The following is a 13,485-nucleotide window of genomic DNA, read 5'->3' as shown; positions in this document are numbered from 1 at the left end:
GTCAGCCCCCCTGCCGCGGCGCGACGATTTCAAGCCGGTCGCCGCTGGCCAGCGTCACGCCCGCGCGCGCGGCGGCGGGCACGAAGCTTTCGTTGACGGCGGTCGCGACTTTCGCGTCGCCATAGCCCAGTTCGCGCAGAACCTCGGGCAGGGTGGCCGCCTGTATGTCGGCCGGATTACCGTTCACCGTGATCTTCATCCATCACCTCCGGGTTCTTGTTGTCGCAGATCAGATCGGCGGTCATGCGCGCGAGCGCCGGGGCCAGCAGGAACCCGTGCCGGAACAGACCGTTAACATGGATGGTCGCGCCGCGCCGCCGGATGCGCGGCAGATTGTCGGGAAAGGCGGGGCGGGCGTCGGTGCCGATCTCCAGCACGGCGGCCTCGGCAAAGGCCGGGTGCAGGGCATAGGCCGCCGTCAGCAGCTCCAGCACCGAGCGCACGGTCGGCCGCCCGCGTTCGCCGCTTTCGATCTGCGTCGCGCCCAGCATGAAGACACCATCGCCGCGCGGCACGATATAAAGCGGAAAGCGCGGGTGCAGCAGGCGCACGGGGCGGTGCAGCGTCACCTCGGGCGTGTGCAGCACGATCATCTCGCCCTTGACCCCGCGCAGGTCGGGCAGGGTGTCGCGGGCCTCAAGCCCCCGGCAATCCACGGTGATGCCGGACGGGGCGGCCGGGCTGGCATCGAGGGTCGCGCCCTGGTCCACCAGCCTGTCATGCAGGGTCGCAAGGGCCGCGCGGGGGGTGATATGCGCCTCGTCGGGAAAATGCAGGGCCCCGTCGAAACGGCCCGCCAGATCGGGTTCGAGCCGGGCGAGCGCGTCGCGATCCAGCGCCCGGTGCCCGGTCGTGCGGCGGGCGAAGCGCGTGATCTCGTGCCGGTCCCGTCCCAGCGCCAGCACGAGGGTTCCGTTGCGGATGACGGGAACGCCCTGCCGCGCCCACCAACCGGCCGCCTCCCGACCCAGCCGGACGACCGGCTCCTCGGCGGTTTCGCCCTCGCAGAAGGGGGCCAGCATGCCGCCGGCCCACCACGAACAGCCATGCGGGCCGGGGCGGGCGGCGCGGTCGCGCAGCGTCACGCTCACCCCGCGGGCGGCCAGTTCCGTCGCCACGCACAGCCCCGCGACCCCGGCGCCGGTCACTGTGACGGGGCCGGTCATGCCCAGACCTCGTGAAAATGATGCACCGGGCCATGCCCGTGGCCGATCTCCAGCCCGTCGGCGGCGGCGATGGCCGCGTGCAGCCAGCCATGCGCCCGTTTCACCGCCTGTTGCGGCGCGGCCCCCCTGGCCAGTTCGGCCGCGATCGCCGCCGACAGGGTGCAGCCGGTTCCATGGGTGTTGCGCGTCGCAAGACGCGGCGCCTCGAACAGCGTGATGCCGCTGGTGGTGATCATCCGGTCGGTGCAGACCGGGCCCTCGGCATGGCCCCCCTTCATCACCACGGCGCCGGCGCCAAGCTGGAGCAGCGCCTTGCCCTGCGCCTCGATCTCTTCATCGGTGCGGGCCTCGGCCGTGCCGAGCAGCCTTGCCGCCTCGGGCAGGTTGGGCGTGAGGAGATCGGCCCGGGGGAGCAGGTGGCGGATCAGGCTGGCGACTGCATCCGCCGCCAGCAGGGGCGCGCCCGACTTGGCCACCATGACCGGATCCAGCACCACCGGCCCGTCGAACGGGCGCAGCGCACCGGCGACTTCCGCGATGATTTCCGCGTTGGCCAGCATGCCGATCTTGATCGCCGCAATGCCGATGTCCGACAGAACAGCGTCGATCTGGGCGGCGGCCATGCCGGGCCAAACCGGCTCTGCCCGGGTCACGCCGCGGGTGTTCTGGGCGGTGATCGCGGTGATCGCGCTGCAGCCGTAGACGCCGAGCGCCGAGAACGTCTTCAGATCGGCCTGGATCCCGGCGCCGCCGCCGCTGTCGGAGCCCGCGATCGTCAGTGCTGCCGGGATGGCCATCGTTTCTTTCTCCCAAGGCGGCGCGGAACGCGGAAGAAAGAAGGGCCGGGGTGCGGCCTCTGCTCTGGCTCCGTTCCCTACGCCGGTATTGACCGGATCAGGTTCGATGGGTTGGCGATGTGCCTCTCAGCCCCTCTCGGGGCACCCCAACGGATTCGCGGTAACGGTAATCCTCCTGGCGCGGGCGGGCAAGACGCATGTTGCCGGCCGGGGCGGCGCCGTTTTGGTTTTCTACCCGCCTGATGGGGAGGCACTTGATAGCAATAAGGATCATATGTGATCCGTTATTGCCATATTATCAATTTAAAAGATCGTATTTGATCCTGATAATTGTCATCGCGTACATGTTCCGATAGGATGAATTTGTCATCCCGACAATGGAGGGGCAGCTTTATGCGGGTCATACCCGGTCTCGACACACCCGAGGATATTCGCGAACAGGTGCGCCAGGCGGCGCAGGCCCGTCGTATCGCACTGCGCATGACCCAGGACGAGCTCGCCCAACGGTCAGGCGTGGCCATCGCGACCCTGAAACGGTTCGAGCAGAAAGGCGAGGGCTCTTTCGCCACGGTGTTGGCAATCGCCGCGGCGCTGGATGCCCTGGATGAATTCCGCCTTCTCTTTCCGCAGGTCGAGGCCGAAACGCTCGACGATCTTGAGCGCCGCATGAAACAGCGCGGACCGGTCCGGGTGCGGCGCAAGGCTGACGGGACGTGACCGGCCGGCTGAACATCGCGCTCGATTTCGGCGCCGGAACCGGGCCCGTGGCTGTCGGGCAGATGGGGTGGGACAATATGCGGCGCGAGGCCGCTGCCGAATGGGATCCGGCGTTCGCGGCGCGCCCGCTGCCGATCTCGCCCTTGCTGGTCAAGACCCATGCGGGGCTGCTGCGCCCCCGCGGGCGGGCGTTCGACGGGCTGCCCGGGGTCTTCGGTGACAGCCTGCCGGATGGCTGGGGGCGGCTGCTCATCGACCGGGAGCTTCAGTCCCGCGGGCGTTCGCTGGCTGACATCACGCCGCTGGACCGTCTGGCCATGGTTGGCCTGGACGGGATGGGCGCGCTGACCTACCGGCCCGAAGAGGTTCCGGAGCCGGTGGTGGAGATCGATCTCGACTGGTTCGCCCGGCTCGTGCCCCAGGTGGAAGAGGGGGCGAGCACCTCGGAGCTGGAGCGTTTGCGCGCGGTCGCGGGCGGCTCGCAAGGGGCGCGGCCGAAATTCGTGGCGCAGCTTTCGCCCGATGGGGATCGGTTGCGGAGTCACCGGCTGCCGCTGGCGCCGGGATGGCGTCATGTGATGATCAAACGCCGGGCCGTGCGTGACCCGGCCGGCGCCGTCGAGGCCGAGGCCGCCTATGCGCGCATGGCCAAGGATGCCGGGATCGAGATGGCATGGACCGGGGTGCTGCGTTCTGACCGGGGCGAGCCTTTCTTCGTGACGGATCGTTTCGACCGGGAGGGGGCGGGGCGGTTGCATATGCAAACCGTCGCGGCCCTGCTCGAGGTCGATTTCCGCGAGGCCACGCTGGATTATTCCGAACTGCTTCGGGTGGTGCATGGCGTGACCCGAGACATCCGCGCCACCGAAGAGATGTATCGGCGCATGATCTTCAACGCGCGCGCGCTGAACCGGGACGACCATCTCAAGAACCATGCTTTCCTTATGCACGGCTCGGGGGCGTGGCGGCTGGCCCCGGCCTATGATCTGAGCTTCAGCCAGGGCCCGGGCGGAGAGCACACGCTGACCATTGGCGACGAAGGGCGGCGACCGGGGACATCCGCCTTTGCGGAAGTTGCGAAGCGCGCCGGGATCAAGCCGCGCCGCGCCACGGAGATCATCGCGCAGGTCGATGGTGCGATCGCCAGATGGCATGACCATGCACAGGCCGAGCAGGTGCCGCCCGCATTGCGCGCGACGATCTCGGATGCCATGGCCGAGGCGAAGCGCTGGCCCTGAGGCGGCGGGCGCCATGGATTTCGGCTTGTTGGATGGCCCGGTGCGCCATATCCTTGTCCCGTCTCGGAATTTTCACCAGTTCCGGCCTTTTTCTGCCGCCTGCGCGCCAGACGAAAACACGCCGGATCGCCCCTTTCACAAAGCGGTACGCCTGACCGGTATGGCTTTCATCCTCGACAATATCGGCCTTCCGAACGGGCAGAGCGGCCTGTCGCTTCATGTTGCGCGGGGTGTGATCGCCGCGATCGGTGCGCGCGGCGACATGCCTGCCGATCTGCCCCGCCATGACGCGCGGGGCGCGCTGTTGTGCCCGGGCTTCACCGACGCCCATGTTCATCTCGACAAGGCGATGATCCTGGGCCGATGCCCGATCTGCGAGGGCACGCTGCCAGAGGCCGTGCGCCTGACCGCCGATGCCAAGCGCGGCTTTACCGAAGAGGATGTCTATGCGCGCGGCGCGCAGGTGCTTGAGATGGCGGTGCGGGCGGGCACGCAGCGGATGCGCAGTTTCGTCGAGGTGGACCCGCGCGCCGGGCTGCGCAGCTTTCGTGCGCTCAAACGGCTGCGGGCGGATTGGTCCGATCTGATCGACCTGCAGCTTTGCGTCTTCGCCCAGGAAGGGCTGACGCAAGAGATGGCGACCTGCGGGTTGATGGAGCAGGCGCTGGCGCAGGGCGGTGATCTGGTTGGCGGCTGCCCCTATACCGACCGGGATCCGGTGGCCCATGTCGGGTTGATCTTCGATCTGGCCGAGCGTTTCGACGTGGACGCGGATTTTCACGCCGATTTCGATCTCGATCCGGATGGTTCGATCCTGCCGGAAATCATCGCCCAGACCATCAGGCGCGGCTGGCAAGGCCGGGTGGCCGTGGGCCATGCGACGAAGTTCGCCGCCTTCGCGCCGGAGCGGCGCGCCGATCTGGCGCGGCAGATGGCAGAGGCGGGGATCGGGCTTGTGGTGCTTCCGGCGACCGACAGTTTCCTGAACGGTGACCGGGCCGATCCGCTGCGCCCGCGCGGGGTTGCGCCGGCCCATCGGATCGCGGCGCATGGCGCGGCGGTGGCGCTGGCCACCAACAACGTGCAAAACCCGTTCACACCTTTCGGCGATGCGTCGTTGCTGCGAATGGCGAATTACTACGCCAATATCGACCAGCTTGCCACCGATGCCCAGATGCGCGGCGTGTTTGACATGATCACCGATGCCCCGGCCCGGATCCTGCGCCGGCCCGCGCCCGAACCGCAGGCCGGGGCCGCGGCGGATTTCATCCTGCTCGCGGCGCCCGACGTGGCGGCGGCGGTGCGCGCCAATGCGCCTGTGACGGCGGTGGTGCGGGGCGGAAAGCTGCGGCTTTGGGCCCCGCGCGCGCCGCTGATGCGCGATCCGGCGTGATCGCCGGGGGCGCGCGGTTTTTCGGCCGGGCCGGTGATCTGCCCTTGCAATAGTATTGCTGGCAAATACACAGCTAGCCACATGCGTTCGTGAAAGGACAATCATCGTGAGCCCCCTTTATTCCACCACGGTCAGGGCCACCGGCGGCCGAAATGGAGCCAGCGAAAGCACGGACGGCCTTCTGGCGGTCGGGCTGGCGATGCCGAAGGCGCTTGGCGGCAAGGGCGGCGCCACCAACCCCGAGCAGCTTTTCGCGGCCGGTTACGCCGCATGCTTCGGCAACGCGGTGATTCACACCACGCGCAAGAGCGAACAGAAGATCGGCGACGATGATGTCGAGGTCGAGGCGACGGTCGGCATGGAGCCGGACGGCGCAGGGTTTCGCCTGACGGTCGCGCTTGATGTCATACTCAAAGGCGTCGATCAGGCGACGGCAGAGGCGGCGGTTGCCGACGCGCACAAGGTCTGCCCCTACTCGAACGCTGTGCGCGGCAACATCGATGTGGCCATCTCCGTTTCGACAAAATGACCGACCGGCCCGATGACACCCCCGCGGCGGACGACCTGCTGCGCCTCGACCGGCAGGTCTGCTTTCCGCTCTACGCGGCGACGAACCTTCTGCAGCGGCTCTACAGGCCGCTGCTCGCGCCCCTCGGCCTGACCTATTCGCAATATCTTGTGATGCTTGTGCTGTGGGGGCGCGACCCCGTTTCCGTCGGCGATCTTTGCGCCTGCCTTCATCTCGACAACGGCACCATGAGCCCGCTGCTCAAGCGCATGGAGCAGGCGGGGTTCGTCGCGCGTCAGCGTGACCCGGATGACGAGCGGCGCGTGCTGATCACCCTGACGCCCCACGGGCGTGCCTTGCGGGAGCAGGCAGAGGAGGTGCCGAAAGAGCTCGCCCGGCGGATCGAGGCCGCGCCGGACGAGATCGCGCATGTGCGCAGCGTCGTCCAGTCGCTGGTCGGAAAGCTTGACGAGGCGGTGTAGCCGGTTCGAACGGTCAGGCCCGGGGCCTGCACGGCCCTGAGCGCGCGGGTGTCAGGACAGCGCGGCCGGCGCGGGGCCTGGCGTCTTCGACTCTGCAAGCAGGTGCCGCAGCGTGTCTTCGACGAGGGTGGAGCGCAGGATGTGCAGAAAGTGGCCCGCGCGTTCGACGAGGACGACACGCCGGCGGGCGACGCCCACAAGACGTTCGGCGAGATAGGCGGCGTTTTCGGCGGGCACGAGCGTGTCGTGCAGCCCCTGCAGGATAGTGACCGGCGCGCGGATGCGCCCGATGCGCTGGCCGAGCGCCTCCAGCTCGCGCCGCAGCACCAGCAGTTCGGCGTTGGAATGGACAAGCGGCCGGGGCAGCAGGCTGCTCACCGCGCGCAGCGCGGCAAGGCGCTGAGCGGGATGTGTCCGCTCGCGCACGGGGTCCGCGGCGGCGCCCACCAGCAGCACGCCCGACACCAGATCGGGGTGGTTTGCAGCGAGCTGCAGCGCCACCGGCCCGCCATAGGAAGAGCCGACGACGACGGCAGGCCCGGGGCCCGCCTCCAGCAGCGCGGCGATCGCGCGGGCCTGTTCGGGCAGGGCGACGACGGGCGCGCCGGGGCCACTGCGGCCAAAGCCGGGACGGTCGATCGCCAGCCGGTGCTGGCCGGCGGGCGCGCGCCGCAGGAACGGCGCCCAATCCGACGCCTCGCCGGGCGTGCCATGGATGAACACCACCGGACGGCCAGCGGAATCGCCCGCCGCGAGGTAGCTGAGCGCCGGCAAGCCGTTGCGCCCCGGCAGGTCATGGCGGGCGAGCGCGGCCTGGCCTGAGGCGGGATGGGTCAGCCCGACGTTGGTGATGGCCTGAAACCGCTCGCGCATCGAGCGGCGGAACTGGGCGAAGGGGCCGTCGGGGCGCCGCTCGGCTGCGGCGATCACCACCACGTCCTGCGCGGGCATGCCGCCCGACATCAGGCGGGCCGCAAGCGAGCGGTCTGCGGGCGCCGCGCCGGGGTGCGTGAGAACATCTGTCATGGATCTGCCTGCGCCTTCTGCCGATAGGGTTGCTGGCGAAACCGTACCCGTGATCCGGCGAAGCACCCGGAGCCTCGGCACGGGGCATCCGCCCGGTTGCCTTGCAGATGGGCAGGCCCGGGCAGGGATGCAAGTAGGCCGTCCGGTTTACGATGAAGGCGGATAGCGCCCGATCAGGCCGGTCTGTCGCCGGGCGGCGCGCAGGATCGCAAGCGGCCCCGGTGTCTTCCAGCCGCGCTGCCGGTTCATCGCGCCGATCTCGAAAAGCATGCGCTGATGCGCGAGCAGCCGGCGGTAAACCTCAAGCAGCGGCGTCTTGGGATCCCACGCGCTGATCGATTCGCTGCCCGCGCCGTTGATCTCTATGATGAGGAAATCCTCGCCCTCCTGCAGCCGCTCCATCGAGGCGAAGCGGATGTCGTAGCGGCCATAGTGGAACTCCGGCATCGACCGCGAGATCGCATCGAAACGTTCCGAAAGCGCCGGCGTGATCTGCGCGCCCGCGTCGCGGTAAAGGCCGCCGACCCGGATCGAGCCGATGAAGGAAAGCCGCACGATCTCTCCCGCGCCGGGAATCCGGTTCAGCATCTGTTGCGTCAGGCCTCCGTGCCTGTTCTGCAGGCCGAAGTGCAGCCCCGCCTTCCACGATGCGCGCTGATCGGCGAGGATCAGGTCACGGACCGTCTGCACCCCGTCACCGATCACATGGGGGAAGTAGCGCAGGGTAAGCGCCACGACCTCGCCCCGTTCCTGATCCGGCCGGCGCACGTAGAAAACGCCTGCCTCGCCCTCCCACGGGGCCAGCTGCTGCAGCATCAGCGTGGCACCCGCGGGGAAGGCCGCCACATAGGCCAGCAACTCGGCCTCGGTGGCGAGGGAGCGCACGCCGTAGCCCTGCCAGCCGATGTCGGGCTTGGCGACAAGCGGGAAGGTCAGGCCGTTTTCCCGGGCGAGGGCGGCGGCCCGGCGCCCGTCTGCGGTGCCGTCCGCCGATCCGCGCGCCATCATCACATAGGGCGCGATCCATTGCCGGGCCTCGCCTGACACCATGTCGAGATACACCTGTTTCGACTCGCCCCAGAGCCCGCCAACCTCGATCAGCGGGTTGACCAGCGTCGGAAGCGACAGGCTGCGATACCTGGCCGAGAGCCAGAGCCACTGAAACGCCATCGGAACGTAGAAGAGTTTCGGCGGGATCCTCTCCGCCAGCCCGATGCGCGAGGAGAGGGCGCCGAGAGACGGCATCCCGGCATGGCTTTTGCCGACCCCTTTGATGGCTTTTCCGGCCTGCCGGAACACCCCCGCAAACCCGAAGCGGCCGACACGCAGCATCAGGCCCCACGGCGGGTTCCGCGCCCGGTTGGTGATCAGGATCACCAGAATGGTGAGGGTCAGAACCCACGCCCAATAGCCGGCCCCCGAGAGCACGTCATCGCCGAAGCGGACCACGAGCCAGAGCAGCGCGGGCAAATAGACCGCGGCCGTCGCCATCGTGATCAGCGCGAACACGGCGGTCCGCACCCCCAGAAGGCCGCAGCCCACATAGACCGGGAAGATGACACCGGGGACGATCCGCGCGACGATCATCGCCGCCGGCACATGGCCCAGCAGCCACGCGTTGGCCCGCTCGACCCTCGGGTGCAGCAGGAGCCGCCGAAGCCGGTTGTTCCGCCGGGCGAGCCTGCCAAGGCCGAACAGCAGGAAATCACTGGCCACGATCCCGGCGTAGAGGCTTGCCAGGGCCAGCCCGAACGGCAGCCGCTGCTCGACGATGAGAAGGCCGCCGACGACGATGGCGACATCCTCACGTGCGAAGGGCGCCAGAAAGAGGATGAGCGCCTCGATCGGCCGCGAGCTTGCCATGTCGAGCAGGGTCTGAAGGATGTCGAGCATTGTCAGCGGTGCCTGTAGGACGCTCGGTCAGCCATCATCTTGCGCATAGGCCTCTTTCTAGGCCGATCACGGGGGAACGGCAGCCTTTGAAAACAGCGGGTTGCCGGATGGAGCGCACCTGCTTCGGGCACGCTACCCGAACCTGGAAAATTAGTCGAGGCGGCAAGATGCCAGAAAGCCGGGCGCCGCCTTGCCCGCCGGCACGGGGGCGAGGGCCTGGGCCAACGGGCACGGGCGTCCGGCGCCACTCCCCGTGAAACACGTCGCTTGATTCCGGACAGACCTTTCCGCGCCTCCGCCAGATCCGGCCGCCGCCTGGCGCTCTTTCAAGATCCCGATGATCCGTTCTTCGCTGAAACAGCTTATTTCCTGCTATTCTTCGCAACAACAGCAGCGGTTTGGCGGCGGAGCCGCTCTTGCCGGCAGGTCGGCGACCTGCGAAAAACCGCCAGTTCTCAACCGGTTCAACAGATTCATGTGGCGGTGCGGCGAAACTGGTCATAATTGGTCAGGGTCACGGAACTGTCATGTGAGTGAGTCGCATGCGCAGGATGACGTGTGTACGAAAGCAAGTTCGGTTCAATGTGTGTGCAATGTCTGTAAAGTCGCAGTCTTCTGAAGCGGGCCTGTCCCGCCTCACTCGTCGTACAGTTCTTTCCACTCTTTCGGGATCTGTGGCCGCTGTCGCCTTCGCGCGCCCGGCTCTGACGCAGGAGGCCGCCGCGCCAGAGCCGGGGGCGCCCGAAGCCGTGGCCCAGCCCGCCCCCGCGCCGGCCGAGCCGCAGCCGTTTTCCTTCGACTGGCTGGATGCGCGCATGGCAGAGGCGGCCCGATCCGATTACCGGGCGCCCGCCGATGCGGCAGAGGTGATCGCGGATCTCGACTACGACGATTATCGCAAGATCCAGTTCAATCCGGACCGCGCGCGCTGGCGCGACGACGGCGCGCTGTTCCGCGTGCATGCCTTCCATCCCGGCTGGCTGTACAAGCAGACCGTGGCAATCCACGAAGTGATCGACGGCACCCAGACGCCGATGAGCTTTTCCACCGAGGATTTCCTCTACTACGATGATCTCGCCGACCGTGTGCCCAAAGGTCAGGATTTACCGGGCGTGGCGGGCTTTCGTCTGAACACGCCGCTCAACCGCGCCGACAAGTTCGACGAACTGGTCGCTTTCGTGGGGGCGTCTTATTTCCGCGCTCTGGCCCGAGGCAGCAGCTACGGGCTGTCCGCGCGCGGGCTCGCGATCAACACCGGGCTCGGCGGCGAGGAGGAGTTCCCGCGCTTTTCCGAATTCTGGCTGGAGCGTCCCGCCGACGGGCAGGAAACCGCCGTGCTCTACGCCGCGCTCGACAGCCCGTCGTGCACAGGCGCCTACCGTTTCGTGATCCGTCCGGGCGCGGAAACCGTGATTGATGTGACCGCCAGGCTGCATTTCCGCCGCGATGTGGAACAGCTGGGCGTGGCGGCGCTGACCTCGATGTTCCTGTTCGACGAAAAGAATGGCGATGCCTTCGATGACTACCGCCCCCAGGTTCATGACAGCAACGCGCTGATGGTGGTGCGTCAGGACGGCGATGTGCTCTGGCGCCCGCTCAACAACCCGCCGCGGCTGGCCAGCTCCTACCTCACCGAGCCGAACCTCAAATCCTTCGGCCTGATCCAGCGCGACCGTTCGTTCGACGATTATCAGGACGCGGGCGCCCATTATCAGGATCGCCCGTCGGTGCTGATCGAACCGCGAGGCGATTGGGGGCCGGGCGCGATCCGTCTGGTCGAGATCCCCTCCGACCTGGAGGGCAATGACAATATCGTCAGCTTCTGGGTGCCGTCCGACAAACCGAAGGCGGGCGAGACGCGCGAATACGCCTACCGCCTGCGCTGGGGCGTGCTCGGCACCGACCGCGAGGGAGACCGCGCGTGGATCGTCAACACGCTGGTGGGGCGGGGCGGGACCTCGGGCGTGTCCGACACCAAGGCATCGGTGCGCAAGTTCGTGATCGATTTCGCGGGCGGGCTGATGGCGGGGCTGCCGGAAGATGCGGTGTTGGAACCGGTGGTGACCATTGCACGCGGGAAAATTCAACATATCGCTCTTTCAAAGATCGAAGACACCAACAAGTGGCGGCTTGTCATCGATGTAAATGGTGGAAATGAGCGACTGGTGGAACTTGTTGCCCATGTCGCGGGTTTTGGGAGAAAGCTCACCGAGACATGGATTTACCAATGGGTACGCGAATGACGACGCAGATCAGTTCTTCCGTTTCCGATGGAAACACCTTCGCCTTTGCCACGCGCAAGGCGGCTATCCTGCGCGAAGCCGCGCTTCCCCACGCGCCCCTGGTGATGCCGAGGCAGGTGATCGAGGCGCCCTTTGCCGGTGGCAGGACCCTGCATCGCCTGCTTATGGCGTGCGCCGCCGGGTTCGGTCGAACGGCGCGCGGCCGATAACGGATGATCCGGACAACGTCCTCCGGCGGTGCGCTGTCGGCGCGTGCGTTTGCGTTGCTCGTGAGTGTCGGCCTCGGGGCCGGCGCTGCGGCGCTGTTTTTGCAATTCGGCGCCGCCGACGGTTATCAGGTGGTCGACGGGGTGCGCGCGGCGCTGGTGTTCATCACGACCTTCTGGCTGGCCTGGGGGGCGATGCAATCGGTCGAGGGGCTGATTTCCGCGCGCAGGGCGCCCCCGCCGCTGGTCACGCCCATCACCACCCGCACCGCCATCCTGATGCCTGTCTACAACGAAGATCCGGCGGTGGTTTTCGCCCGTGTGGCGGCGATGGATGATGCGCTAACCCGATTGGGGCTGGCGGCGCATTTCGACTTCGCGATCCTGTCGGATACGCAGGACGAACGTGTGGGCGCCGAGGAAGAGCGCTGGTTCGTGCATCTGTGGGACGACCGCGCACAGGATGCGCGGCTGAAGGCGGGCAAGAAAGCCCGGTTCTTCTATCGCAGGCGGCCCCGCAACACGGGCCGCAAGGCGGGCAATATTCAGGATTTCTTTGAAACCTCGGGGGCGCATTACGATTTTGCCCTGATCCTCGATGCCGACAGCCTGATGGAGGGCGAAACCATCGCGGAGATGGTGCGACGGATGCAGGCGGCGCCACGACTTGGCCTGCTGCAGACGCTGCCGCGCATCACCGGCGCGCGCTCGCGCTTTGGGCGGGCGATGCAGTTCGCCGCCGGGTTCTATTCGCCGGTGTTCGCGCAGGGGCAGGCCGCCATGCAGGGCGTCACGGGGCCGTTCTGGGGGCACAATGCGCTGGTGCGCGTGCGCGCATTTGCCGAAAGCTGTGCCCTGCCCGAACTCAGCGGCCCGCCGCCCTTCGGGGGGCACATCCTCAGCCACGATTATGTAGAGGCGGCGCTGCTGGCGCGTGCGGGATGGTCGGTGCGCCTGGACCCCGACCTGACAGGCTCGTTCGAAGAGGGGCCGCAGAACATGATCGATTTCGCCAAGCGCGACAGGCGGTGGTGTCAGGGGAACCTGCAGCATGTGCGTCTTCTGTCGGCCCCCGGCCTCAGGGCGTGGTCGCGGTTTGTGTTTTTCCAGGGCATCCTGAGCTATATCGCGCCGCTGTTCTGGGTGATGTTCCTGGCCTCGAACCTCTACGCGACGGCGACCGCGCCCGAGCCGGATTTCTTTCCCGAACCGTTCCAGCTCTTTCCCGTCTTTCCCTCGGACCAGACGTCGAAAGCGGTCGGTGTCGCGGTGGGTGTGTTCGGTTTGCTGGTGCTGCCCAAGGTGCTGATCCTGCTGGACGCGATCATTCGCGGGCGGGTGGAGGGATTCGGCGGGCGGTTCATGGCCCTGCGCGGCATGTTGAGCGAATTGCTGATGTCTTCGATCAACGCGCCGATCATGCTGATGTGGCAAACGCGGGCGGTGCTTCAGGTGCTGATGGGGCGCGACGGAGGCTGGCCGGCGCAGACCCGCGGCGACGGGCAGCTGACGCTGCCCGATGCCTTTGCCGCGGGCTGGTGGATCCAGCTCTGGGGCGGCGCCGTCATTTTCCTCACGCGGAGCCTCGCCCCCGATCTCATGCTCTGGGTGCTGCCGATCGGGGTGCCGCTGGTGCTGGCACCGCTGGTCATCTGGGCCAGCTCGCAGCCGTCCGCGCCGCCGCTGTTCCTTACGCCCGAAGAAACCTGCATCCCGCAGGTGATCGCCGACCATCGCCGGATCGTGACCCTGTGGACCGGCTCCGCGCCTGCCGCGCCCGCTTCTGCCGCCGATGCCGTTGAAGTAACTGCCTGAG

The 13,485-nt window shown here is 67.6% G+C and carries 13 protein-coding genes and 1 riboswitch; of the genes, 8 read left to right on the top strand and 5 right to left on the bottom strand.

The window, feature by feature from the left end; translation table 11 throughout:
• Position 1: 1 nt before the first annotated feature.
• Genes thiS through thiD form a run of 3 tightly spaced genes read right to left on the bottom strand, consistent with a single transcriptional unit; the run spans position 2 to position 1,963 of the window.
• Positions 2-199: a sulfur carrier protein ThiS gene (gene thiS / locus GGR17_RS10820; protein WP_037211344.1), complete on the bottom strand. Its 198-nt coding sequence runs from the start codon at positions 197-199 to the stop codon at positions 2-4.
• A complete protein-coding gene (locus GGR17_RS10815) occupies positions 177-1,166 on the bottom strand; it encodes an FAD-dependent oxidoreductase (RefSeq protein ID WP_054538991.1) in 990 nt (329 codons plus the stop codon). Before GGR17_RS10815 ends, thiS begins: the two co-directional genes overlap by 23 nt.
• Entirely contained in the window at positions 1,163-1,963 is an 801-nt protein-coding gene (thiD, locus tag GGR17_RS10810) for a bifunctional hydroxymethylpyrimidine kinase/phosphomethylpyrimidine kinase (protein ID WP_054538990.1), read from the bottom strand. Before thiD ends, GGR17_RS10815 begins: the two co-directional genes overlap by 4 nt.
• Positions 1,964-2,020: 57 nt before the next feature.
• A riboswitch (TPP riboswitch) is annotated at positions 2,021-2,122 on the bottom strand.
• 234 nt (positions 2,123-2,356) lie between these two features.
• Between thiD and GGR17_RS10805 the strand changes: the two genes are divergently transcribed.
• From GGR17_RS10805 to GGR17_RS10785, 5 genes are all read left to right on the top strand, one after another.
• Positions 2,357-2,680 (top strand): helix-turn-helix domain-containing protein, encoded by a 324-nt coding sequence (locus tag GGR17_RS10805; RefSeq protein WP_054538989.1) that lies wholly within the window; start codon positions 2,357-2,359, stop codon positions 2,678-2,680.
• Complete coding sequence (locus tag GGR17_RS10800; protein ID WP_054538988.1) at positions 2,677-3,918, top strand: type II toxin-antitoxin system HipA family toxin; 1,242 nt, start codon at positions 2,677-2,679, stop codon at positions 3,916-3,918. Before GGR17_RS10805 ends, GGR17_RS10800 begins: the two co-directional genes overlap by 4 nt.
• Positions 3,919-4,078: 160 nt before the next feature.
• Entirely contained in the window at positions 4,079-5,311 is a 1,233-nt protein-coding gene (locus GGR17_RS10795) for an amidohydrolase family protein (protein ID WP_054540392.1), read from the top strand.
• A gap of 106 nt (positions 5,312-5,417) precedes the next feature.
• Positions 5,418-5,840: an organic hydroperoxide resistance protein gene (locus tag GGR17_RS10790; protein WP_054538987.1), complete on the top strand. Its 423-nt coding sequence runs from the start codon at positions 5,418-5,420 to the stop codon at positions 5,838-5,840.
• Entirely contained in the window at positions 5,837-6,301 is a 465-nt protein-coding gene (locus GGR17_RS10785) for a MarR family winged helix-turn-helix transcriptional regulator (protein WP_054538986.1), read from the top strand. Before GGR17_RS10790 ends, GGR17_RS10785 begins: the two co-directional genes overlap by 4 nt.
• A gap of 51 nt (positions 6,302-6,352) precedes the next feature.
• Here GGR17_RS10785 and GGR17_RS10780 read toward each other — a convergent pair whose 3' ends face one another.
• Together GGR17_RS10780 and GGR17_RS10775 are read right to left on the bottom strand one after the other, a co-directional pair.
• A complete protein-coding gene (locus tag GGR17_RS10780; protein ID WP_054538985.1) occupies positions 6,353-7,327 on the bottom strand; it encodes an alpha/beta fold hydrolase in 975 nt (324 codons plus the stop codon).
• 147 nt (positions 7,328-7,474) lie between these two features.
• On the bottom strand, positions 7,475-9,220 hold the full coding sequence (locus tag GGR17_RS10775) for a DedA family protein (protein ID WP_054538984.1): 1,746 nt from the start codon (positions 9,218-9,220) through the stop codon (positions 7,475-7,477).
• Between the two features lie 593 nt (positions 9,221-9,813).
• Here GGR17_RS10775 and GGR17_RS10770 point away from each other — a divergent pair.
• Genes GGR17_RS10770 through mdoH form a run of 3 tightly spaced genes read left to right on the top strand, consistent with a single transcriptional unit; the run spans position 9,814 to position 13,484 of the window.
• Positions 9,814-11,463: a glucan biosynthesis protein gene (locus GGR17_RS10770; RefSeq protein ID WP_054538983.1), complete on the top strand. Its 1,650-nt coding sequence runs from the start codon at positions 9,814-9,816 to the stop codon at positions 11,461-11,463.
• Positions 11,460-11,672 carry a hypothetical protein gene (locus GGR17_RS10765; RefSeq protein WP_054538982.1) on the top strand — a complete coding sequence of 71 codons (213 nt, stop codon included), beginning with the start codon at positions 11,460-11,462 and terminating at the stop codon, positions 11,670-11,672. The genes GGR17_RS10770 and GGR17_RS10765 overlap by 4 nt, the downstream gene beginning before the upstream one ends.
• A 3-nt stretch (positions 11,673-11,675) precedes the next feature.
• A complete protein-coding gene (gene mdoH, locus GGR17_RS10760) occupies positions 11,676-13,484 on the top strand; it encodes a glucans biosynthesis glucosyltransferase MdoH (RefSeq protein ID WP_054538981.1) in 1,809 nt (602 codons plus the stop codon).
• Position 13,485: the final 1 nt, after the last annotated feature.

The sequence above is a fragment of the Actibacterium naphthalenivorans genome (assembly GCF_014196965.1).
In the GTDB taxonomy this organism is placed as follows: Bacteria; Pseudomonadota; Alphaproteobacteria; order Rhodobacterales; family Rhodobacteraceae; genus Actibacterium_A; species Actibacterium_A naphthalenivorans.
This window is presented reverse-complemented; position numbering and strand designations above follow the sequence as displayed.